Source organism: Pelagimonas phthalicica, from assembly GCF_004364805.1.
Classification (GTDB): domain Bacteria; phylum Pseudomonadota; class Alphaproteobacteria; order Rhodobacterales; family Rhodobacteraceae; genus Pelagimonas; species Pelagimonas phthalicica.
Map to the genome: position 1 here is coordinate 881158 of NZ_SOAP01000001.1, position 20507 is coordinate 901664.

General features: G+C 57.4%; 24 protein-coding genes. 7 read left to right on the forward strand and 17 right to left on the reverse strand.

Annotation, left to right across the window (positions count from 1 at the left end; translation table 11 throughout):
* Positions 1 to 3: 3 nt before the first annotated feature.
* The 7 genes from CLV87_RS04340 to ribA form a co-directional block, all read right to left on the reverse strand.
* Positions 4 to 1266 (reverse strand): ABC transporter permease, encoded by a 1263-nt coding sequence (locus tag CLV87_RS04340; protein ID WP_099243275.1) that lies wholly within the window; start codon positions 1264 to 1266, stop codon positions 4 to 6.
* Entirely contained in the window at positions 1266 to 1559 is a 294-nt protein-coding gene (locus CLV87_RS04345) for a DUF1330 domain-containing protein (protein WP_099243274.1), read from the reverse strand. Before CLV87_RS04345 ends, CLV87_RS04340 begins: the two co-directional genes overlap by 1 nt.
* A 95-nt stretch (positions 1560 to 1654) precedes the next feature.
* Positions 1655 to 2761, reverse strand: a complete 1107-nt coding sequence (locus CLV87_RS04350) for an extracellular solute-binding protein (protein WP_099243273.1) — start codon at positions 2759 to 2761, stop codon at positions 1655 to 1657.
* A 112-nt stretch (positions 2762 to 2873) separates the two neighbouring features.
* Positions 2874 to 3977 carry an ABC transporter ATP-binding protein gene (locus CLV87_RS04355; RefSeq protein WP_099244774.1) on the reverse strand — a complete coding sequence of 368 codons (1104 nt, stop codon included), beginning with the start codon at positions 3975 to 3977 and terminating at the stop codon, positions 2874 to 2876.
* A 236-nt stretch (positions 3978 to 4213) separates the two neighbouring features.
* Positions 4214 to 4732, reverse strand: a complete 519-nt coding sequence (locus CLV87_RS04360) for a L,D-transpeptidase family protein (RefSeq protein ID WP_235871839.1) — start codon at positions 4730 to 4732, stop codon at positions 4214 to 4216.
* Positions 4732 to 5733, reverse strand: coding sequence for an LLM class flavin-dependent oxidoreductase (locus CLV87_RS04365; protein WP_099243272.1), 1002 nt, complete (start codon positions 5731 to 5733; stop codon positions 4732 to 4734). Before CLV87_RS04365 ends, CLV87_RS04360 begins: the two co-directional genes overlap by 1 nt.
* A gap of 121 nt (positions 5734 to 5854) precedes the next feature.
* Positions 5855 to 6943 (reverse strand): GTP cyclohydrolase II, encoded by a 1089-nt coding sequence (ribA, locus tag CLV87_RS04370; protein WP_099244770.1) that lies wholly within the window; start codon positions 6941 to 6943, stop codon positions 5855 to 5857.
* Between the two features lie 145 nt (positions 6944 to 7088).
* On the opposite strand from ribA, the gene CLV87_RS04375 reads away from it, so the two are divergent.
* Positions 7089 to 7775, forward strand: coding sequence for a response regulator transcription factor (locus CLV87_RS04375; protein ID WP_099244768.1), 687 nt, complete (start codon positions 7089 to 7091; stop codon positions 7773 to 7775).
* 204 nt (positions 7776 to 7979) lie between these two features.
* Here the strand turns inward: CLV87_RS04375 and CLV87_RS04380 are convergent, their stop codons facing one another.
* On the reverse strand, positions 7980 to 8246 hold the full coding sequence (locus CLV87_RS04380; protein WP_133840686.1) for a hypothetical protein: 267 nt from the start codon (positions 8244 to 8246) through the stop codon (positions 7980 to 7982).
* Complete coding sequence (locus CLV87_RS04385) at positions 8243 to 8533, reverse strand: putative quinol monooxygenase (RefSeq protein WP_099243270.1); 291 nt, start codon at positions 8531 to 8533, stop codon at positions 8243 to 8245. The genes CLV87_RS04380 and CLV87_RS04385 overlap by 4 nt, the downstream gene beginning before the upstream one ends.
* Positions 8534 to 8699: 166 nt before the next feature.
* On the opposite strand from CLV87_RS04385, the gene CLV87_RS04390 reads away from it, so the two are divergent.
* The gene (locus CLV87_RS04390; protein ID WP_099243269.1) at positions 8700 to 9599 is read left to right on the forward strand and encodes a helix-turn-helix domain-containing protein; all 900 of its coding nucleotides are present in this window, start codon (positions 8700 to 8702) and stop codon (positions 9597 to 9599) included.
* On the opposite strand, the gene CLV87_RS04395 is transcribed toward CLV87_RS04390, so the two are convergent.
* The 4 genes from CLV87_RS04395 to CLV87_RS04410 all read right to left on the reverse strand — a co-directional run bounded on the left by CLV87_RS04395 (position 9596) and on the right by CLV87_RS04410 (position 11554).
* Positions 9596 to 9952: a YigZ family protein gene (locus CLV87_RS04395; RefSeq protein ID WP_099243268.1), complete on the reverse strand. Its 357-nt coding sequence runs from the start codon at positions 9950 to 9952 to the stop codon at positions 9596 to 9598. The genes CLV87_RS04390 and CLV87_RS04395 overlap by 4 nt on opposite strands.
* A gap of 172 nt (positions 9953 to 10124) precedes the next feature.
* On the reverse strand, positions 10125 to 10634 hold the full coding sequence (locus CLV87_RS04400) for a helix-turn-helix transcriptional regulator (RefSeq protein WP_235871841.1): 510 nt from the start codon (positions 10632 to 10634) through the stop codon (positions 10125 to 10127).
* A 21-nt stretch (positions 10635 to 10655) separates the two neighbouring features.
* Positions 10656 to 10985, reverse strand: coding sequence for a PepSY domain-containing protein (locus tag CLV87_RS04405; protein ID WP_099243267.1), 330 nt, complete (start codon positions 10983 to 10985; stop codon positions 10656 to 10658).
* Positions 10986 to 11110: 125 nt separating this feature from the next.
* Positions 11111 to 11554: a MarR family winged helix-turn-helix transcriptional regulator gene (locus tag CLV87_RS04410; protein WP_099243266.1), complete on the reverse strand. Its 444-nt coding sequence runs from the start codon at positions 11552 to 11554 to the stop codon at positions 11111 to 11113.
* Between the two features lie 102 nt (positions 11555 to 11656).
* On the opposite strand from CLV87_RS04410, the gene CLV87_RS04415 reads away from it, so the two are divergent.
* Positions 11657 to 12085 carry an organic hydroperoxide resistance protein gene (locus CLV87_RS04415; RefSeq protein WP_099243265.1) on the forward strand — a complete coding sequence of 143 codons (429 nt, stop codon included), beginning with the start codon at positions 11657 to 11659 and terminating at the stop codon, positions 12083 to 12085.
* A gap of 61 nt (positions 12086 to 12146) precedes the next feature.
* Here the strand turns inward: CLV87_RS04415 and pnp are convergent, their stop codons facing one another.
* Positions 12147 to 14291: a polyribonucleotide nucleotidyltransferase gene (pnp, locus tag CLV87_RS04420; RefSeq protein WP_099244764.1), complete on the reverse strand. Its 2145-nt coding sequence runs from the start codon at positions 14289 to 14291 to the stop codon at positions 12147 to 12149.
* A 295-nt stretch (positions 14292 to 14586) separates the two neighbouring features.
* On the opposite strand from pnp, the gene CLV87_RS04425 reads away from it, so the two are divergent.
* From CLV87_RS04425 to CLV87_RS04440, 4 genes are all read left to right on the forward strand, one after another.
* Positions 14587 to 15054: a DM13 domain-containing protein gene (locus tag CLV87_RS04425; protein WP_099243264.1), complete on the forward strand. Its 468-nt coding sequence runs from the start codon at positions 14587 to 14589 to the stop codon at positions 15052 to 15054.
* A 104-nt stretch (positions 15055 to 15158) separates the two neighbouring features.
* Positions 15159 to 16406 (forward strand): cation:proton antiporter, encoded by a 1248-nt coding sequence (locus CLV87_RS04430; RefSeq protein WP_099243263.1) that lies wholly within the window; start codon positions 15159 to 15161, stop codon positions 16404 to 16406.
* Between the two features lie 90 nt (positions 16407 to 16496).
* Positions 16497 to 17117 (forward strand): glutathione S-transferase family protein, encoded by a 621-nt coding sequence (locus tag CLV87_RS04435; RefSeq protein ID WP_099243262.1) that lies wholly within the window; start codon positions 16497 to 16499, stop codon positions 17115 to 17117.
* A 116-nt stretch (positions 17118 to 17233) separates the two neighbouring features.
* Entirely contained in the window at positions 17234 to 18145 is a 912-nt protein-coding gene (locus tag CLV87_RS04440) for a hypothetical protein (RefSeq protein WP_133840687.1), read from the forward strand.
* A gap of 82 nt (positions 18146 to 18227) precedes the next feature.
* Here CLV87_RS04440 and rpsO read toward each other — a convergent pair whose 3' ends face one another.
* The 3 genes from rpsO to CLV87_RS04455 all read right to left on the reverse strand — a co-directional run bounded on the left by rpsO (position 18228) and on the right by CLV87_RS04455 (position 20494).
* Entirely contained in the window at positions 18228 to 18497 is a 270-nt protein-coding gene (gene rpsO, locus CLV87_RS04445; RefSeq protein WP_099243260.1) for a 30S ribosomal protein S15, read from the reverse strand.
* Positions 18498 to 18675: 178 nt separating this feature from the next.
* A complete protein-coding gene (locus CLV87_RS24320; protein ID WP_099243259.1) occupies positions 18676 to 19827 on the reverse strand; it encodes a calcium-binding protein in 1152 nt (383 codons plus the stop codon).
* Between the two features lie 148 nt (positions 19828 to 19975).
* On the reverse strand, positions 19976 to 20494 hold the full coding sequence (locus tag CLV87_RS04455; protein WP_099244762.1) for a DUF1643 domain-containing protein: 519 nt from the start codon (positions 20492 to 20494) through the stop codon (positions 19976 to 19978).
* Positions 20495 to 20507 lie beyond the last annotated feature (13 nt).

The following is a 20507-nucleotide window of genomic DNA, read 5'->3' on the forward strand; positions in this document are numbered from 1 at the left end:
CAGTTACCCCAGTTTCACGTTGTCGATGCCGACGATCTTGTCATAGGCCCAGTAGAGGATCAGAACGACCGCCAAGAGAATGGCCCCAAGCGCCGCCGCAAGCCCCCAGTTAAGTGAGGAGGAAATGTGGAAGGCGATCCGGTTCGAAATAAACGTCCCGGTGGTGCCGCCGACCAATGCGGGCGTGATGTAGTAGCCAATCGCCAGAATAAAGACGAGAATACTGCCCGCCCCGATCCCCGGAATGGATTGCGGGAAATAGACGCGCCAGAAGGCCGTCCAATTCGTCGCGCCCAAGGACTTGGCCGCTCGCAGATAGCTTGGCGGGATGGTCTGCATCACCGAATACATTGGCAGGATCATGAAAGGCAGCAGGATATGGGTCATTGCCACGATGGTACCAAACTGGTTGTTGATCATGACCAATCGGCTGTCATCGGCGACGAATCCTATCCAGACCAGCACATCGTTGATCACCCCCTGTTGTTGCAGCATGATCTTCCAGGCCGATGTCCGCACCAGTAGCGAGGTCCAGAAGGGCAGCAAAACGAGGATCATCAACAGGTTGGCATGGCGCGCGGGCAGATTGGCCAGCAACCAGGCCACCGGATAGCCCAAAGCAATGCAGCTCAGCGTGATGATCAAGGACATTTTCATCGTGCGCCAGAACAAGATGCCATAGATCTGTTCGTTTTCCGGGCGCATTTCGGCCCCGTTCGTCCCCACCTGCATATCGACTGCATTCAGGTAATAGCCCTGGGTTACACGCGGCGAATAGGTCTGAATCGTGCGCCAAACTTCGGGGTCACCCCAGCCTTTATGCACTTCGATCAGTTGCTCTTTCCAGGGGCCACCTTCTTCGACGTTCCACTTTTTGGCCTTACGCCCGGATTTGCGGAAAAGCGAGGAAATCCCTGGTTGTTCATAGTTCAGGCGTACCCCCACCTTGGTGTGGGTCTTCTCTTGCGCCGCCTGTTGCAGGTCGGCCGCCATGGCGGCAAAAACCGCCTCATCCGGCAATTCACCGCTATCGGCATCCCAATCCTGCAGCGCCACCACGGTGCGCGGAAGGATTTCGCTGACGATTTTGTTGTCGACCGAGCGATAGAGCATATCCGCCACCGGCAGAATAAAGGTCAAAAGGATGAACAGCAAAAGCGGGGCGATCAGCATCAGCGCCCGCATCTTTTCGCGGCGCAGCGCACGTGCCAAGGAGCGTTTGAGCGGCGTGCCGTCTGCCGCCAGCATGGGTTCGGAATTGCTCATCAGGTGCCCTCGACCACATAGATTAGGCTATCGGCAGTGCGGCGGCGGATCTCGGCAACCTCTTGGTAATCCGGATCGTTATAGGCCTTCAACGCCTGCTCGTAGCTTGGAAATTCAATAACGACATGGCGCTGTGTTGCGGGGGCTTCGCCCTCAACTGTCTGCGACTGCCCGCCTCGGATCACAAATTTCGCTCCAAAACCTTCCAGGATCGGCGTGTCTTTGACCACGTATTCCTTATAGGCTTCCGGCTCTCTCACGGTGATATGGGCGATTATGTAACCCTTGGGCATGTCGCGCCTTTCGTCTGCTGGGGCCTTTGGCAGTCACGCCGCCAAAGGCAAGATGTAGGGTGGGGTTTCACCCCACCATCCCGTTGGTTTTGGGATTACTTGGCCAGCCACGCCTGGAATTTTGCGTCCAGATCATCGCGGTTGTCGGCCCACCATTCGTAGTCATAGACATGCACGTTGCCAGCATTGGCAGGGTCGGTTGGCATGTGAGGTGCCATGTCGATGCCCAGCTCTTCGTGCTTGCCAACCAGCGGCGCAGACGAGGCGCGTGCCGGACCGTAAGAGATGTACTTGGCCTGATCCGCCAGACGCTGAGTGTCTGTTGCGAATTTCAGGAAGTCCATGACGCGTGCCTTGCGGTCAGCCGGCAGGTTGGCAGGAACAATCCAGCCGTCCAGGTCAAAGGACTGCATGTCCCAGAGCATGCCAATCGGCTGGTTCTGCTCGGCGATGGCCGAGAACAGACGACCGTTGAAGGTCGAGCCCATGACAACTTCGCCATCTGCCAGCAGCTGAGGCGTTTCCGCACCGGCGGTCCACCAGACAACCTGGTCCTTGATGGTGTCCAGCTTGGCCAGAGCGCGATCTACGCCTTCCGGGGTGCCCAGAGTGTCATAGATTGCGTCTTTTTCAACGCCATCGCAGTACAGGGCCCATTCCATGTTGTCGATCGGGCGCTTTTGCAGCGCGCGCTTGCCAGGATAGGCTTCGAGATCAAAGATCGCGCAGATTTCGGTTGGGGCCGTGTCGCCAACCAGATCGGTGCGATAGCCGAAAGTGGTCGAGTAAACGATCTGAGGCACAAAGCAATCAGACACGATCAGGTCGCCAAAATCGTCAGAGGCCGAGGTGCCGTCAGGGGCAGAGGCCAGAACGTCGTCATGTGCCAGCTCTTCGGCCAGACCTTCGTCACACAGACGCATGGAGTCAGAAGCCACAACGTCAACCAGATCCCAGGTTACATTGCCCGCTTCGTCCATGGCGCGCAGCTTGGCAACCGCCTCGCCCGAGCTTTCGTCCCAGGTTACGGTCACACCAGGATTGGCGGCCAGATAGGGCTCGACATAGGCTTTGTGCTGGCTGGCCTGATAGGCACCACCCCAGGAAACCAGTGTCATTTCCATAGCCATATCTTCGGCGACAACGGCACCGGCAGCCACGGTCAGCGCGGTCGACGCCATCAGTGTCTTGGTGAGTTTCATAGTATACTCCCTAAAGTACCCGTTTTATTGGATGAGAGCCACGTCACGGGCTTGACCTGACCCCTCAACAAGACCCCGCGACACCGGTGCCGCGAGGCAGTTCTCTTCCTGCTCAGGACGCGTCCAGCGCCCGGCAATCCTCTGGCAACCAGCCGATCTCGATCTGCGCGCCGGGCTCCAGGCGCACCTGATCCGGCGCGTTACGCGTTTTGATGATGAATTCATCATTCCCGGCCACGCGCAGACGCGTGCGGAAGATGTCACCCATATAGATGAATTCCAGAACCTCGGCCTTGAGCGTATGCGCGCCCTCTTGCAGACGGTTCTTGTCGACTTCAACGCGTTCCGGGCGGATCGAGACACGGGTGCGTTCCCCAACCGAGGTCACGTTGATCGGCGTTGCATCCAGCTCTTCGCCGTCATCCAGGCGGACCACGCAGGTGTCGCCCTTCATCTCGGTCACCACGCCCTCAAGCGTGTTGTTTTCACCGATGAACTGCGCCACAAAGCTGTTTTCAGGCTTTTCATAAAGCAGATCCGGCGGGGCCAGCTGTTGAATGCGACCATCGTTGAACACTGCGACACGGTCCGACATGGTCAGCGCTTCAGTCTGGTCATGGGTCACGTAAACTGTGGTGATGCCCAGCTCATGCGCCAGATGGGTGATCTCGAACTGCATCTTTTCGCGCAACTGTTTGTCCAACGCACCCAGCGGTTCGTCCATCAAGACCAGCTCGGGCTCAAACACCAAGGCGCGGGCCAGGGCGACACGTTGTTGCTGACCACCAGACAGCTGCGCCGGACGACGGCCGCCAAAGGCCCCCATCTCAACCATGTCCAAAGCGCGCTTCACCTTCTCTTCGCGCTCAGACTTGCCCATCTTGCGCACTTCCAAGGGAAAGCTCAGATTCTCGGCAATGGTCATATGCGGGAACAGGGCGTAATTCTGGAACACCATGCCAATGCCGCGCTTATGCGGTGGGATGTTGTTGATACTTACCCCATCAAGAAGAATATCGCCATGGGTCGCGGTCTCAAACCCGGCCAGCATCATCAGGCAGGTCGTTTTGCCTGACCCCGAGGGCCCCAGCATTGTCAGAAACTCGCCCTTGGGCATCGAGAGGTTGAGGTCTTTCACGACGAGCGTCTCGCCGTCATAGCTCTTTTGCACGCGTTCAAATGCGACAAACGCGTCGCTGTTTCCCGAATCGGCCAAAGGCACACTCCCTATGTATCCGCGAATTTTCTTCGCTGTCTTGGCTACAAACTAAACCCGCTCGCGCCGCGTCTTGCAACCGTTTCAGAAAAAAATACCGGTGAGAAAAGCATTTCCGGGAAAATCGCGCATGAATCCGACATACCGCAGTCAAATACGTCATTCAAAATTGTGCAAACAAAACATCTGCCTGCAAAAAATCCTAACGCGTTGAGGCCGATAGCGCTGACAAAGCGTCAATGGCTCAGGGATTCCGCCACAATCACTCGGGTTCCTGGGCGTGCCAGTTGCACAATCCGACTCAGATGGTCGGGTCGAAAGGCGATGCACCCCTCGGTCGGAAATCCCGGTCGCCGCCAGCGATGCAGGAAAATCGCCGACCCGCGGCCCGGAATTGCCTTGGGCCAGTTCCAATCGCTCAGCAAGATCAGGTCATATAGGGGATCTGCTCGGCGCAGGTTTTCATGGCTTGCGGCGTAAGGTGCGCGCACCAATTGATTATAGGCCGGATCATTCACGTCGTCCGACCAAAGATCACCGGGCCGGATGGCCCGCGCCCAAGGGGTGGGGGCAGCCATGCGATCAGGGCGGTATAGCAGGCCGGTGATGCGATGGCAGCCCACAGGGGTGGCCCCATCGCCTTCCCGCTTGTCACGGGCAATCGCCCCTTTACCAATCGTGCATGGCCAGAGTTGTCCAGCAAACCGCAGCCCCTGCCGCGTCAGAACCATATCCATCGGACCTTTGGCAGACATCAGGCCAGCTCCGTCACTGCTATTTGTTGCATCGCTTGCGCCGCGATTTCAAAACTGCGCATCCGCGCTTCGTGATCGTGGATTTGCCCAGTAAAAATCACCTCGTCGGGACGGTGGCGCTTGATCAGATCGCGCAATTGCAGCTCAACCTGTTGCGGCGTGCCGACCACGCTGATTTTCAACGCAGCGTCCAACGCGGGCCAGGCCGATTTCGGCACAACGCTTTCCAGATCATCAACCGGGGCTGGAAGCTTGCCAGGTTTCCCAAGCCGAAGCTTATAAAAGGCCTGCTGCATGGTGGTCCTCAGCCGTTCCGCCTTGGCCTGTGTTTCAGCGGCAAACACATTGACCGCCAACATCGCATGCGGGCGCGCCAATGTCTCTGAGGGTTGGAAATAGCGCCGATAGGTATCAAAGGCCTCGACCAAGGCCGCCGGGGCAAAGTGAGAGGCAAAGGCATAAGGCAAGCCAAGCTGCGCCGCCACCTGCGCCCCATGCAGGGATGAACCAAGAATCCACAGCGGCACATGGCTGCCCTCACCCGGAAAGGCCCGCACCGGACGTCCCTCAGTTGGGTCCCCCATCATCGCCCGCAGTTCAGCCACCTCGCGGGCAAAATTTTCGGCACGCGAAGTGTGAACGCCCAGCGCCTGCATCACAGCGCCGTCGCCCCCCGGTGCGCGCCCCAGCCCAAGGTCAATGCGACCGGGATAAAGGGTTTCCAAGGTGCCAAAGGCCTCGGCCACCGCCAAAGGCGCATGGTTGGGCAGCATGATACCACCCGCCCCGACCCGTATCGTCTGCGTCGCCCCGGCCACATGCCCGATCAACACCGCCGTCGCCGCGCTGGCGATTCCGGGCATGTTGTGATGTTCCGCCATCCAATAGCGGTGATAGCCCCAGCTCTCGGCAGCCTGTGCCAAAGCAACCGTATTGCGAAACGCATCAGCGATCTCCGCGCCCTCTGGCACCGGAGACAGATCCAACACTGAATAGCGCATTCTGCTTCTCCTCTGAGACCCAATCTATGCCTGCCAAGTCCTACGACCACCCCAGGCTTCTTCTTGGCACAAATACTCCGGGGGAGTCCGCCTTGCGGACGGGGGCAGCGCCCCCTACCCGCTAAAACATATGCCCGGACTTTGCAGCTTTAACTGCCAAGTAACGTTCATTCTCAGGCGTCTTTCCGACCTGCAAAGGCACCCGTTCTGCAACGCCAACCCCGCAACGCTCCATCATCGCGATTTTGCCGGGATTATTGGTCAGCAACCGCACCGAGGAAAATCCCATCTTCTGTAAGATCGACGCGCCAATGCGAAAATCGCGCTCATCATCTTCAAAGCCCAGCCGGTGATTGGCCTCAACCGTGTCAAAGCCCTGATCCTGCAGCGCATAGGCGCGCATCTTGTTGGCCAGACCAATGCCGCGCCCCTCTTGATTGAGGTACAGCAAAACACCGGCCCCCTGATCCCCCATTGCCGCAAGCGCTGCGTTCAATTGCGGACCACAATCACATTTCAATGAGCCCAGCACATCGCCGGTGAAACAGGCCGAATGCAGGCGCGCCAAAACCGGGGCGTCACGATCCGGGCGGCCGATTTCGACGGCATAATGCTCTTCGCCGCCATCCTCGGGGCGGAAAATATGCAGCCGGGTATTGCGGGCCGCCCGGATTGGTACCCGCGCCGCCACCACATTATCAAGTGCCGCCATCTCCATCACATGAGGCGAGGCCAGATCACCCGGTACAACGGTCAGGTTCTCGTCATTGGCCAAACCCAAAGGATCGTGCAAATCCTGAACCAGGACCGCCGGCAACAGGCGTGCCGATTTCACCAGGGTGATCGCCAGGCGATGCAACTCGCAATTGCCGCCGCGCCGTGTCTGCAAAGGCCCCTTCATCGGCACCCGCATATCATCCGCCGGATCAGCCAGAGCCTGCACCCACGCCAGACCCGCGCTTTCCGGCAACATCACCCGCGCCACATCCCCGTCATAGGCCCGCGCCTTCAGCGTCTCGGCCCGCCGCCCGGTCAAAACCAGGTCAACCTCACCACGCGCCATCAATGTGTCGTAACGTAATTCGCCCGCGGTTTCCGCCGCCATGACCAGCAAAGCACCGCCCCGCCCGGTCAAGACAACCGGGACGCCCATGCGCAAATCTGCCCGCGCCCGGGCCAATATGTCATTCAATAGCGGTTTCAGGCCCAAAACCTTGTTCCCTTGTAACATTTGGGCAATTTTTCTGACACATTCTCGCACTTGAAACACGAGCGCGTGAATTGGTTGCAGCAATCCTTGCCGAGGTGCCAAAATGGGCACATCTGCCGAAAAAGGCAACACGGGAGACCCGGAAATGGCACAGTTGAAAAACATCCTATTGGTCGATGACGACGACGATCTGCGCGAGGCATTGGCCGAGCAGTTGATCATGACCGAGGATTTTGAGGTTTTTGAAGCCGATAATGGCGCAAATGCCATGACCCGGGCCAAAGAGCAGATCTATGATCTGATCATTCTGGATGTCGGCCTGCCTGATACCGATGGGCGTGAGCTGTGCCGCTTGATGCGCAAACAGGGGATCAAGGCCCCGATCCTGATGTTGACCGGCCATGACACCGATGCTGATACCATCCTTGGCCTGGATGCCGGTGCCAATGACTACATCACCAAGCCGTTCAAATTCCCTGTATTGCTTGCCCGCATCCGCGCCCAGCTGCGCCAGCACGAACAGTCCGAGGACGCGGTCTTTACCGTTGGTCCCTACACGTTCAAGCCGTCAATGAAACTGCTGGTCACCGATGATGACCGCAAGATTCGCCTGACCGAGAAAGAGACCAATATCCTCAAATTCCTCTACCGCTCGACCGAGGGCGTGGTGCCGCGTGACACGCTGCTGCACGAGGTGTGGGGCTATAATGCCGGGGTGACGACACATACGCTGGAAACCCATATCTATCGCCTGCGCCAAAAAATCGAACCTGATCCCTCGAACGCGCGCCTCTTGGTCACCGAAAGCGGCGGCTACCGTTTGGTAGCGTAACGTTAACCTTTCTACCCCAAGGTTTGTCTATTGACCCAGATCAAAGACGCATCCCAGATCAAAGACGCATCATTGCCACATCTTTAAACCGGGTCTCAACAGTTCCCGTCGCTTGTGCGGGTTATCACAAGCACCTCCCTGTTGGACTAAGCCGGGCCTGCGTGCCCGGCCTTTTTTTGTCCGTCAAAGGCGTTCAAATGTTGTTTAGATTTCCAGTTTGATCCAAGCCCCGCCTGCCGCCTTCTCTTCGACTATCAGCAACCCGGACTTGCCCTGCCACACCCGCTGTGCCAGCACACCGGGCACGCCGCGCCGCGTTTGCAATTCGCGCAACCGTTCAGCTGCAACAGCGGTCTGGATCGAGTACCCGGTTTTGCCGGATTGCACCTCGGACCCCAACGCCAGTCCTGGCAAGGTCAAAGAGGCGACAAGGCCCAGAGTCACGTCACGCCGATTACATGTCATGCTCACAGCGGCATCCTTTCGAAATACTGCACATCCGGCGGCCCGGCCATAAAGGAGAGCAGTTGCTCCATCACCCCGTTTTCCGTGATCGCCGCGATGTAAGCTTGGTGATGCTCGCGCGAAACCCATTCCTCAAGCAGCATGAAACGACCCGTCTCCGGGTTAAAATACAACTGCACCAGCAAAGCACCGTCAAAGCCGCGCACGGCGGGCAGGTTGGCCTTTAGAAACGGCTCCAACTCAGCCATCGCGCCGGGGCGCAGCTGCATTTCTAGAGTTACCCAAATGCTCATCTGTCTCTCCTAATTCGTGATGCGCTTGGCTTAGCAGTGTTTCGGGGTCGGAAATGCCGGGCAAATGCCGAAATGCCGGTTTTCGATCACCTTCTGGGGCGAGATGTCCTATCGTTTCTAAGGCGGGACAACGGCAGTCTCTTATGAACGCAACTTAGGCAGCCCCATGACCGCACTCCTAAAACAGCTCGAAGCCGCCGGGCGGTGCCTGGTCATTCCCGATGGCTTGTCCCAGTTCAAAGATGCCACGCTGCGAATGGCGGCCGGGCGCAGCTCGATCTATTCCAAACTCATCAAGGCCAGCGCCTTGGGGGTCGAGTTTCACTGCACGGACCCTTGTCTTTGCTATGTGATTTCCGGGCGCGAGACGTTTTACACCGCTGACGGGACCGAGTTGACGATCAAGCCGGGTGAGATGATCTTTTTGCCCGCCAACAGCTATATGGTTTCTGATTTCGTCAATTCCGACGGGCCTTTGGCGGCCTATCTGTGCTTTTTCGGCCATGAGGTTCTGGGCGAGTTTGAACGCAAGGTCCCGCTCACCACACCACCTCCGGCAAGCGCGACGGCCTACAAGCTGGACGCACATCACAGCCTGTCAGGCTATTTCTCAGCGCTTGCTCCCGTCTATGAAAACGTCACACCCGCCGCGCCACTGGTCCAGGCCAAACTGCTGGAATTGCTGTTGTTGATCGCAACATTGGATGACGTGAAACGCCTGGCCGGGTTTCTGCTGGGTAACAAAGGCACGCCAGCGCGGCGCAACATCAAACATCTGATGCGTGAACACGCCAATCACAATATCAGCGTCGCCGATTTCGCCCGTATCTCCGGGCGCTCAATCGCTGGTTTCACCCGGGAGTTTCGCCGTGTCACCGGTCAGTCCCCCGGTCAATGGCTGTTAGAACAGAGGATGGTTCGGGCAAAACACCTGATCCTGACCTGCGCGTCTTCAGTGCAGGAGATCGGGCAAGAGGTTGGCTATGCCAACACCTCTCATTTTATTGCGCAGTTTCAGAAACGCTTTGGCGCAACCCCGTTGCAGATGCGCAAGGCGCAGATTTAACTCTGCGAGAGGTCCTCGGTATACAGGCGCACCGCGTCCTGAACATGGCGAAACCGATCACCGCCCAGATGTTTGCCGCCATACCAGCGGGTTACGACAATGATGTGGTTGCGCAAATTGTCCCGTTCCAGCATCCGCAAGATCACCATACCCGCGCCGCTTTCACCGTCATCATTCTTAAGCGGGGCGTCATCGGTCAGGCAGGCCCAGGTGTTGTGGGTCGCCTTGGCGAATTTCTTGCGTCGCTTGAGTTCCTTGAGGAAAGCCTTGGCCTCAGCCTCGGACCCACATGGCCCGCCCGACACCGCATAGCGCGACCCGCGATCCGAAATGATGTTTTCAAGAACCTTCATGACCCCGATCTATCGGGCCTGTCGGCCTATCGCAAGAACCTGAAAACGAGTTGGGGGCTTTGGCATCCCTGTCCAAAGCCCCCGCGGCGCATCCCGTGAGTGTAAAAAAGGAACCGCAACCGATGCGGTCTTTTGACAGATTCAGAATACACCTTCAGGGGTAAATGAAACCTTAAGTTCCCCCCGAACGGCCTGCTATGATTGGCTCTGCCATCAATTCTTCGATAAACAAGCTCAGCAATTGCAGCCGCCCACTGACCCCGGCCTTGCGATAAACCGCCGCTGATTGCGCTTTGATCGTGCCTTCTTTTGATCCTCGCAGATCGGCCATCTCGGCAATCGACAATCCCTTGATCGCGAGACGCGCCACATCACGTTCCGACGGGGTCAGCCCCCAATCATCGAAATGCTCCTGCAAGACCTGTTCGAACGCGCCCGAGGCGAGGTCCAACTGTTGTTCCAGCCGTTTCTGACGCCCCAAGACGTGGCGCAAAGACAGGCCGGTGATGACCGTCCCGACAACCAACGCCCCGGCGATCATGTTTTCCAACATCTGCGCAATGGGCCCGTCCATCGCGGCCCCCTGCCGCGCATCCAGCACCGCATCATAGACAAAGAAACACGTACAGGCCCCCTGGAACACCAACAACACCCATAACGTGGTCGGAGAGCGCAGCATCATGCGCTCTCCTGTTCGAGGGGCTTAGCTGTCGTCGCTATCCTTGTCGTCATCGTCGTCGTCATCCTCAGAATCGTCGCCGGAGTCATCTTCGGCTTCGAGCGCAATCACCGTACCTGTGGCCGGGTCCAGTTCCGCCTCATATTCTGCGCCATCAAGGATGTATTCAACCTCGATCTCACCCTCTTCGATCTCGATTTCGGTGACTTCCGCCCCTTGTGCTTCCATCCAGGCACGGATCACCGCCTCTTCGGTGCCAACCTGATCCCCCAGTTGCAATTGCGCAAAGGCAAGAACGGGAACCGAGGCGATCATTGTGGTCAGGGCGGTCAGTTTAAAGGTTTCAAAGCTCATGAAGGTTACTCCTGCTTAGTCAGTTTGATAGTGCCATCGCTGGTGTTGCGATGACTGGCATATGGGCAGGAGCGTCGGGGTCTCTATTCGTAAAAGGGTTGATTTTGCGTCTATTGGACCAAGGTTTATGCCGGTTTTTCAGGGGTTTCGCGCAGGTTCTTGCGTAAGCTCAGGATCTGGTCGCGCAAAAGCTTGGCCTGGTCTTGCCCCAGCTCAGTCTGCGCGAAAAAGCATTGCGCGGCCGTGTTGGCGGCTGTTTGCATCTCGCGCCCGGCCTCTGTCAGACGTATGCGCACCACGCGTTCGTCATCGGCGCTGCGCCTACGCGTGAGAAATCCCTTGGCCTCGAGCCGTTTCAACAGCGGGGTCAGGGTGTTGGTCTCTAGCATGATCTGGCGTCCCAACTGACCAACCGTCACATCATCTTCGGCCCAAAGGGACATCAACACGATGTATTGCGGATAGGTCAGCCCCAGCGGGGTCAACAAGGGTTTGTAGGCGTGCTGCATCGCCTGCGCCGTCGAATAGAGCGCAAAGCAGATCATGTCCTGGGGGGAAAGATTATCCATGGGCAGAAAGTAAATCGTGCACGATATTATCGCAAGCCTATTGACTCACTTCTACGTTTTCGCCACTTGTATCGCGCACGATATATTTAGGAGCGATACAAAATGACTGTTGATACAAAATACTGGGCCGATGCCTATGCAACCGGTGGCGGGCGGAATGGTTTGGCTGGGCTGGCGGATGGCGCATTGACCGCGACCATGGCCGCGCCGGTTGAACTGGGCGGCTCAGGCAAAGGGCGTAACCCCGAAGAATTCTTTGCCCTCGGCTATGCGGCCTGTTTCCTAGGCGCGATGCGTTTTGCTGCGCAAAGCGAGAAACTGGGCGATGTGCCTGACGACGCCAAAGTCACCGCCAAGGTCGGCGTCGGCCCGCGCAGCGATGGCGGGTTTGGCATTCAGGTCAAGCTTGAGGTGTCCCTGCCCAGCCTTGACGCCGCCACCGCCCAGATCATCGTCGAGCGTGGCCACTTTGTCTGCCCCTATTCCAACGCCACCAAAGGCAATATCGACATCGAAACCACGCTGGTTTGATGCACAAACGAAAAAGGGCTCCCAAATGGGAGCCCTTTGACGTTTCAGAATGAAGCAACGATTACTCGTCTTCTTTCTTTTTCTTCGGCTCAGGAGCCTGCTCTTCGCCGGTCTCTTGGTTGACCATCTTCATGGCCAGACGCACCTTGCCGCGATCATCAAAGCCCAGCAGCTTAACAAAGACTTCCTGACCTTCTTTCAGAACATCAGACGGATGGTTCAGACGGCGGTTTTCGATTTGCGAAACGTGGACCAGACCGTCGCGCTTGCCAAAGAAGTTCACGAAGGCGCCGAAATCGACGATCTTCACAACTTTACCTTTGTAGATCGCACCTTCTTCGGGCTCAGCGACGATCGAGTGGATCATCTCATAGGCCTTCTTGATGCTTTCGCCATCAGGCGACGCGATCTTGATCACACCATCATCGTTGATGTCGACCTTGGCACCGGAGGTTTCCACGATCTCGCGGATCACCTTACCGCCCGAGCCGATCACTTCGCGGATCTTGTCGGTTGGGATGTTCATGGTCTCGATGCGCGGCGCGTGAACGCTGAATTCAGACGCTTCGGTCAGAGCCTTGGCCATCTCGCCCAGGATGTGCAGGCGGCCTTCTTTGGCCTGTGCCAGCGCTTTGGACATGATTTCCGGGGTGATCCCAGCAACCTTGATGTCCATCTGCAGCGAGGTGATGCCGTTTTCGGTACCAGCCACTTTGAAGTCCATGTCGCCCAGGTGATCTTCGTCACCCAGAATGTCGGACAGGATGCCGTAAGATCCGTCTTCTTCCAGAACCAGACCCATGGCCACACCGGCAACAGGCGCCTTGAGCGGAACGCCCGCATCCATCATGGACAGGGAGCCACCACAGACCGACGCCATCGAGGACGAGCCGTTGGATTCGGTGATCTCGGACACCACGCGGATGGTGTATGGGAAATCGGTTGCTGCAGGCAGAACCGCCTGAAGCGCGCGCCAGGCCAGCTTACCATGGCCGATCTCACGGCGACCGGGGGAACCAACACGGCCAACTTCACCCACCGAATAGGGAGGGAAGTTGTAATGCAGCAGGAAGTTGGATTTGAAGTTGCCATGCAGCGCATCGATGAACTGCTCATCGTCGCCGGTGCCCAGAGTGGTCACAACCAGACCTTGGGTTTCGCCACGGGTGAACAGGGCAGAACCGTGGGTGCGTGGCAGCATACCGGTTTCGGACACAATCGGACGGATCTCGTTCAGGGCGCGACCGTCGATGCGGCGGCCATTCTTGACCACGTCGCCACGCAGAACACCGGATTCCAGCTTTTTCAGCGCGGAACCAAGGTTTGCGTCAGCTTGCTGCTCTTCGGAAAGACCAGCGATGATCTCTTCTTTTACGGCTGCAACGGCAGAGGTGCGTTCCTGCTTGTCACCAATGGCATAAGCGGCGCGCATTTTCTCTTCACCAGCCGCTTTGACGACGTCGAACAGCTCGGAATAGTCAGGCGCGACAAACTCAAACGGTTCTTTCGCGCATTCTTCGGCCAGATCAATGATCAGGTCGATGACCGGCTGGATCTGCTCATGCGCGAACATAACGCCGCCCAGCATTTCCTCTTCGGTCAGCTCGTAAGCTTCGGATTCAACCATCATCACCGCGTCTTTGGTACCGGCCACAACCAGATCCAGACGCTGTTCAGGGTTGTTGCGCAGACCTTCCATGTCATCCACGGTCGGGTTCAGCACATATTCACCGTCTTCAAAGCCAACACGGGCACCGGCAATCGGGCCACGGAATGGCGCGCCGGAGATGGTCAGCGCCGCAGAGGCCGCGATCATTGCAACAATGTCAGGATCGTTGACCAGGTCGTGGCTCAGCACGGTGCACATCACCAGAACTTCGTTCTTGAAGCCAGGTACAAACAGCGGGCGGATCGGACGGTCGATCAGACGCGCGGTCAGGGTTTCTTTTTCCGTTGGGCGTGCTTCACGCTTGAAAAAACCGCCAGGAATTTTACCGGCGGCGTAGTATTTCTCTTGGTAGTGAACGGTCAGAGGGAAAAAGTCCTGGCCCTCTTTCTGTTGCTTGGCAAAGGTCACGTTCGCCATAACGCTGGTCTCACCCAGAGTCGCGATCACGGTGCCGTCAGCCTGACGGGCAACCTTGCCAGTTTCCAGTGTGAGCGTTTCTTCGCCCCACTGCATGGATTTCTTGGTTTCTTTGAACATCATCGTATCCTAATTGGGATCGCTCGGCCCCTGCCGAGTTCCCGTTTGAAGGGCGGCCCCATTGCCGCCGACCCCATATTTCATCTCACGTGTCATCTTACGTCACAGCGCGTGGGTCAGCGCGCTACGTTCCAGATGGCGCGGGCATAGAGGAAAAGCAGGGGTTTGTGAACCCATCAGATGCGCTGCACACAGGGCCAGAGCAAAGAAAAGCAAACAACCTTAGCCTATCGCTGGACGCCCCGGCATTGATCCTGCATTCTTGATCCAGTTTCCTAGGTCAAAGGGCCCCGTCATGCGCCGTGTTCTGCTGCTTGTCTCTCATTTAATTGCCGTTGGTTTCGGCTTTGCCCTTGGCATCTATTTCCTGCCGATCCTCACCGCCCCCCCCGGCCCAGAGACCGCCATGCTTGAGGAAAAGGCCAAATCCGCCACGTTCAGCGGCACCTTTGATCGCGACCGCGCGGGCAGCGATTTTCTACATTGGGGCGAAGGGGTGATCAGCCTGTCGGACAGTGAAATCGTGCATATGGGCAAGCTCGCCCCCGGACCGGATTACATGCTCTATCTGACCACGGAATTCGTCGAGGATGAGGCAGGCTTTGAAGCGATCAAGGCCAATTCTGCGCGCATCGGCCCGGTCAAGACCTTTGACGGTTTGATCCTGCCCGTGCCCGAAGGAGTATCCATTGCCGATTACACCACCGTTGTGATCTGGTGCGAGGCGTTTTCGGAATTCATCACCTCGGCGCAGTATCAATGATGGCCTAGCCTTGGTTCGCAATAAAGACCTGAGACCAATTTCCCCCTTTCCTAAACCGCCCCCCATGTTAACACGCCCGTGACACAGAGTTTTTCGGGACCGTTATGAATATTCTGCAGATTGCTTCCTTGCTGATCGTGCTCGCCGGCGTGTTTGGCACCATCAATTACCTGTTTCTCAAACTGCCTGCTGCGATTGGCATTCTGGTGGTGGCTTTGCTGGCCTCTATCGGGACTATGGGCTTTGACCTTGCCTTTCCAGGCTGGGGCATTTCAGAACAATTGCGCAGTGTGATCCTGGGCATCGACTTTTCGGATGCGCTGCTTGAGGGGATGTTGGGCCTGCTGCTTTTTGCCGGGGCCATGCATGTGAAACTGTCGGATTTGCGCGCGGTTTGGCCGACGGTGCTGCTGATGGCCACCATTGGTGTGGGCCTGTCGACCGCGATCATCGGCTTTGGCTTTAGCTGGTTGACCGGAGCACCGATCCTGATTGCGCTGGTCTTTGGCGCGTTGATCACGCCCACCGATCCCGTCGCGGTTCTGGGTGTATTGAAAGAAGCCAATATGCGCAAATCTCTGGAAACGCAGATCGCCGGGGAAAGCCTGTTCAATGATGGCGTTGGCTATGTGGTGTTTCTCGTGCTGGTTGGGCTGGCCTTTCCGTCTGACGCCCATCACGAGGCCGGGGCCAGCGCCGCGCTGATCCTCTTTGTGCAAGAGGCCTTTGGCGGTGCGCTGCTGGGTCTGGTTCTGGGTTGGCTGGTCTTCCGCGTCATGCGTCTGATTGACGACTATTCGCTAGAGGTGTTGCTGACCCTTGGCCTTGCCTTTGGTGGCTATACTTTGGCGCTTTGGCTGCATGTCTCTGCCCCCATCGCAGCCGTCGTTGCGGGCCTGTTGATCGGCGATATTGGCGCGAAACATGGCATGTCCGCCGAAACACGCGAATATGTCGACAAGTTCTGGATCCTGATCGACGAGATCCTCAATGCCGTGCTCTTCCTGTTGATCGGGTTCGAGGTCTTTGCCGTGCAGCTGGAACAAAGCTTCCTGATGACCGGCGTCATGTCCATCGCTCTGGCTTTGGTCGGGCGTCTGGCCGCGGTGGCTGTGCCGGTTCTGATGCTGAAACCCTTCCGTACCTTTGGCCCGGGCGTCATCCAGATCATGACCTGGGGTGGCCTCAAAGGCGGGATTTCCGTCGCCCTGGCCCTGTCCCTGCCCGATAGCGAATGGAAGCCGCTGATCCTGACCACCACCTATGTGATAGTTGTCTTCTCGATCATCATTCAGGGTCTGACTGTGGCGAAACTTGCCAACAAGGTCGGGCGCGAGCCGGATTTGGTGTAAACTTCGACGGGCTGGCAGGCTCCTGACAGGATCTGTCAGCCCGCTCTTTTAAGCAGCGGTCCTGAGTTTCATTGAACACAAGGACATCCCATGCTGACCCTTTTTCACGCGCCCATGTCGCGTTCGACCCGGATTGTCACCCTGCTCGAAGAGCTTGGCGCGCGCGAGGCCGTGCAGGTCAAAACTGTCTCGGTGCAGCGCCGTGATGGCGGCGGCGGGCCAGACCCAGAGAACCCGCATCCGGAAAAGAAAGTGCCGGTCCTGGACCACGACGGCACCATCATCACCGAAAGCATCGCAATCGCCATTCATCTTTGCACCTTGTTTCCCGATGCGGAACTGATGCCAGCTGCGGGCACACCGGAACACGGCAAAGCTCTGCAATGGCTGGCCTGGAATGCCGGTGTGGTTGAGCCAGTCCTGGTTGCCAAATTGACGGGTGACGACAACCCGGCTTTCCGGTCTGCCTTTCGCGGCTGGGACGAGGTCATGATGCGGCTGGAATCCGCGCTGGACACGTCGCCATGGCTGCTGGGGTCCAAGTTCAGTGTCGCCGACCTGATCGTGCATTCCTCTTTTTCCTGGATGCCGGACCTCTTGCCCGATCACGCCGGGATCCAAGACTGGAACAGCCGCATGATGGCGCGCCCGGCAGCGCAAAAGACCTTTGCCGAGGATCAAGAGGCCATGGCCGCGATTGCGGGTGCATAAGCCTGGACGCTATGACCAAAAAACCGGCTCCAAGGGCCGGTTTTTCTGACTTGTTTTCAAAACCGATTGCCGTTTCACTTCTCGGGAAAATTCACTTTCCAACAAAAGGAACCGCCATGCGTCCCTTTTTCATTGTTTCTGCCTTTCTTGCCCTGTTCCCTGCCTCTGCCGCTTTGGCCCAAAGCGGCAGCCCGGATCTGAACGCCGCCCCGAGCTCCGTGCGCGCCATTGCCGAGAACTTCGCCGCCGGGCGCGGGGCCGACCTTTCGCGCCATTACGCGATGTTTGTCAAAGTCATCGAAAATCCGGGGCCTCAAAAGGACATCAATGCGCGGCGTATTACATCGGTCGAGCGCAGCCCTGTTGATACCAAATACGACTATCTCAAAACGCATCTGCAAACTCTGCCGCGTGATGGCGGCAATTCCCGCCTCTACGAAGCGCTCGGCGGGCGCAGGAATTCCCGCGATGTTGCGCTATTCGGCACGCCTGAGGCCGGTTGGGTAGCCGTTCAGGGCTGGCAGGATAGCAGCCAAATCACCATGAGCATCCTGCATCTGTCTCCCGGCCTCACGCAGGCCAAGATGGCGAGCCTGAACCTCCCCTTGGGCGACAAAGGGTTTTCGGCGGGCGAGGATGTGTCGTCTCACGTGCCAAACGACATTTCGGTCGCCTTTGCCTCGGACGGCGATCTGCTTTTGTCCTTTGACACGCTCAATCGCTGTTCGGGGGATCGGCGCATGGGGGTCGTGATGCGGCTCGCCGCCAGTTTTGACCGTTTGGAATGGGTCTCGCCCCTGCGGGTGGCAGGCGGGCGGCATTTTGCCTTTAGCGACAAAAGCCTTTTCGCCATTGATGGCGGGTCTTGTGAAAAGGATTACCTTTACGAACTGGACCTGAACAGCGGCAAGGTCAAAACCCGCCAGGTCATGCCCAGCGCCCAAGATGCCGGAGATTTCACCGCGCTGAGCGGCAATGATCTATACTTGGTGCTGTATAACCGCTTCATTCATTACAAGCTGCGGTGACAACCACACCCTGCCAGCACAAAAAGAAAAACGCCTGCTTGTCTCCAAGCAGGCGTTTCTATTCTAACGGTATAAACCGAACTTAGCGGCGGATACCCAGGCGCTTGATGAGGTCCTGATAACGGGCTTCATCTTTGGCTTTGGTGTAGTCCAGCAGCTTACGACGCTGAGCAACCAACTTCAGAAGACCACGACGGGAATGGTTGTCCTTCTTGTGGGTTTTGAAGTGCTCGGTCAGGGTCGAGATGCGCGAGGTCAGAATGGCAACCTGTACTTCGGGCGAACCGGTGTCGCCTTCTTTGGTTGCGAATTCTTTCATCAGGCGTGCTTTTTCTTCAGCAGTGATCGACATCGGGGTCTCCTCTCGGATTAAGGGTTATGGCACAAGCCGGGATGTCGTCCAGCAAGGCCCATGGAGTATCCACATAAAGTGGATGCGCGCACATACGCGATTCCTGTTTGAAAGGAAAGTGTTTCTTGAAGAGATTTGTGCGTTTCTGCGACCGGGCCCGCCGCGAAATGCGCCCGGGTTAGGCTGCCGCCAACTCTGCAGCCACGCTTTCGCCGACCAGCACCACGTTCTCCAGATCCGGTGCGTCTTCGGTCGGCAACGTGGCCAGAACGGTGCCATCAACGACAATCTCGGTCGTGTCAGGATCATCCGCGGATTGGCGGATCTCAAGCTCGGGGTCTTCTGATCCGGTGCTGTCGTCAAAGACGATTACAATCTGATCTTCGGCCTGATCGTAATCCATCAGTTGCGCGGCATCGACGGTGATCCAATCGCCCAGAACAAAGGTATCAGCCCCCTCGCCGCCCGACGCGATATCGCCATTGCCAATACCGATGGTGTCATTGTCAAAACCACCATTCAGATAATCATACCCGTCGATATCCACGCCATTTTCATCGCGTACAACGCCGCTAAGAACGTCATCGCCATCCATACCGGCAATGTTGTCTGCACCAAGACCACCATTGAGCACATCATCGCCGCTGCCACCGATGACAACGTCATCTCCGCTGCCGCCATCCAAGGTGTCATTGCCAACGCTGCCATTCAGCGTGTCATTACCATCACCGCCATCAATCTGGTCATCATCCATATAGCCAGTCAGGTCATCATCACCCATACCGCCATAAAGGAAATCGGCACCGTCCTGACCCAAGAGAGTATCATTGCCCTCGCCACCAATCAGCGTGTCATCGCCATCCTGACCGTCGAGCAGGTCCGCATCTGCGCCCCCATCAGCGTAATCATTCCCCGCACCACCCGACAGCACATCATCATAATCTGTTCCAGTCAGGGAATCATCGCCATCTGTGCCATAATCAACTTCGCCCAACCGGTCGATTATGGTGATAGGTTCGCCTGTTGCGGTCTCATAATCCCCATTATCTCCACCATCTTCAGAACCAGTGTCTGAGCCAGCTTCACTCCCCGGATTTTCAACTGTGCCATCAGCGGTTTGCGAACCACCCTCTGAACCATCATCAAAATCGCTTGGGAATATGCCGAGCTGGTCGAAAACAGATGTGCTGGTGCCACTGCCTTCCTCTGCGCCGTCATCGACCTGCGCATCATCAAAATCTTCTTCGACATCGTCATCGGAATTTGACGTACTGACCACGACTACAGAGCCGAGCGCCATCATCCCCAATAAACCCGCCAGAAAAAGCATCGTACCAAACCTCGCAATAAGCCAAGGGGACTATCCCAGAAACCCGCGATTCCTTCAATGAAATTTGAAACAAATGGTTAACGCAACCCTACAGGTTTCGCTTCAATTTCAAATACCTGCGAATGAGCGCCTGCCACTTACCCGCTGCCTACGGCCCGCCATAGCGATGTTTTTTCTCCCAAACCTCGGGCTGCGTGGCATAAGAGACATAGAGCGGATGGCGAGGATGACCGTCTTTGGTCAACCCCAAATGGCGCACATCCCCCTCTAGCAACTGCGCCACGGCCTGCCCCTGCCCCAACAGGGCCCCATGTGTCCCCCATCCCGCAATCGTCATCTCTGCCGCGCCGGACCAGCGCCGCAACAGGTCAGCGTTTTCAGGGCCTTCCGGGTCCTTGGCCTTACGCAAATCTTTTGGCAGCGTGGCGCGAAAAGCAAACAGGTTGGCGATCCGCATCGCGCCAAACCCCAATTGCACCGCCCGGCGCTGGCAACGCTCAATCGTCGGGTCATTCCTTTCTTCGGTCGCCGTAGACGGGTTCAACATCACGTATAGAAGTTCCGGCCCGCGGCCCCATACCCGCTGCAACCCATAACGATAGGTGTCGCACGCCGAATAAAGCGCGATGCTGTCTTGTGTTCCTTGGGTCGCCCGACGTTCAATCATGCGCGCAAGCTGG

What these genes read in the sequence shown, in the direction of transcription:
- CLV87_RS04340 (WP_099243275.1), bottom strand. Translation starts at nt 1,266, where the DNA reads ATGAGCAATTCCGAACCCATGCTGGCGGCAGACGGCACGCCGCTCAAA.
- CLV87_RS04345 (WP_099243274.1), bottom strand. Translation starts at nt 1,559, where the DNA reads ATGCCCAAGGGTTACATAATCGCCCATATCACCGTGAGAGAGCCGGAA.
- CLV87_RS04350 (WP_099243273.1), bottom strand. Translation starts at nt 2,761, where the DNA reads ATGAAACTCACCAAGACACTGATGGCGTCGACCGCGCTGACCGTGGCT.
- CLV87_RS04360 (WP_235871839.1), bottom strand. Translation starts at nt 4,732, where the DNA reads ATGTCTGCCAAAGGTCCGATGGATATGGTTCTGACGCGGCAGGGGCTG.
- CLV87_RS04365 (WP_099243272.1), bottom strand. Translation starts at nt 5,733, where the DNA reads ATGCGCTATTCAGTGTTGGATCTGTCTCCGGTGCCAGAGGGCGCGGAG.
- CLV87_RS04375 (WP_099244768.1), top strand. Translation starts at nt 7,089, where the DNA reads ATGGCACAGTTGAAAAACATCCTATTGGTCGATGACGACGACGATCTG.
- CLV87_RS04385 (WP_099243270.1), bottom strand. Translation starts at nt 8,533, where the DNA reads ATGAGCATTTGGGTAACTCTAGAAATGCAGCTGCGCCCCGGCGCGATG.
- CLV87_RS04390 (WP_099243269.1), top strand. Translation starts at nt 8,700, where the DNA reads ATGACCGCACTCCTAAAACAGCTCGAAGCCGCCGGGCGGTGCCTGGTC.
- CLV87_RS04395 (WP_099243268.1), bottom strand. Translation starts at nt 9,952, where the DNA reads ATGAAGGTTCTTGAAAACATCATTTCGGATCGCGGGTCGCGCTATGCG.
- CLV87_RS04400 (WP_235871841.1), bottom strand. Translation starts at nt 10,634, where the DNA reads ATGATGCTGCGCTCTCCGACCACGTTATGGGTGTTGTTGGTGTTCCAG.
- CLV87_RS04405 (WP_099243267.1), bottom strand. Translation starts at nt 10,985, where the DNA reads ATGAGCTTTGAAACCTTTAAACTGACCGCCCTGACCACAATGATCGCC.
- CLV87_RS04410 (WP_099243266.1), bottom strand. Translation starts at nt 11,554, where the DNA reads ATGGATAATCTTTCCCCCCAGGACATGATCTGCTTTGCGCTCTATTCG.
- CLV87_RS04415 (WP_099243265.1), top strand. Translation starts at nt 11,657, where the DNA reads ATGACTGTTGATACAAAATACTGGGCCGATGCCTATGCAACCGGTGGC.
- pnp (WP_099244764.1), bottom strand. Translation starts at nt 14,291, where the DNA reads ATGTTCAAAGAAACCAAGAAATCCATGCAGTGGGGCGAAGAAACGCTC.
- CLV87_RS04425 (WP_099243264.1), top strand. Translation starts at nt 14,587, where the DNA reads ATGCGCCGTGTTCTGCTGCTTGTCTCTCATTTAATTGCCGTTGGTTTC.
- CLV87_RS04430 (WP_099243263.1), top strand. Translation starts at nt 15,159, where the DNA reads ATGAATATTCTGCAGATTGCTTCCTTGCTGATCGTGCTCGCCGGCGTG.
- CLV87_RS04435 (WP_099243262.1), top strand. Translation starts at nt 16,497, where the DNA reads ATGCTGACCCTTTTTCACGCGCCCATGTCGCGTTCGACCCGGATTGTC.
- CLV87_RS04440 (WP_133840687.1), top strand. Translation starts at nt 17,234, where the DNA reads ATGCGTCCCTTTTTCATTGTTTCTGCCTTTCTTGCCCTGTTCCCTGCC.
- rpsO (WP_099243260.1), bottom strand. Translation starts at nt 18,497, where the DNA reads ATGTCGATCACTGCTGAAGAAAAAGCACGCCTGATGAAAGAATTCGCA.
- CLV87_RS24320 (WP_099243259.1), bottom strand. Translation starts at nt 19,827, where the DNA reads ATGCTTTTTCTGGCGGGTTTATTGGGGATGATGGCGCTCGGCTCTGTA.
- CLV87_RS04455 (WP_099244762.1), bottom strand. Translation starts at nt 20,494, where the DNA reads ATGATTGAACGTCGGGCGACCCAAGGAACACAAGACAGCATCGCGCTT.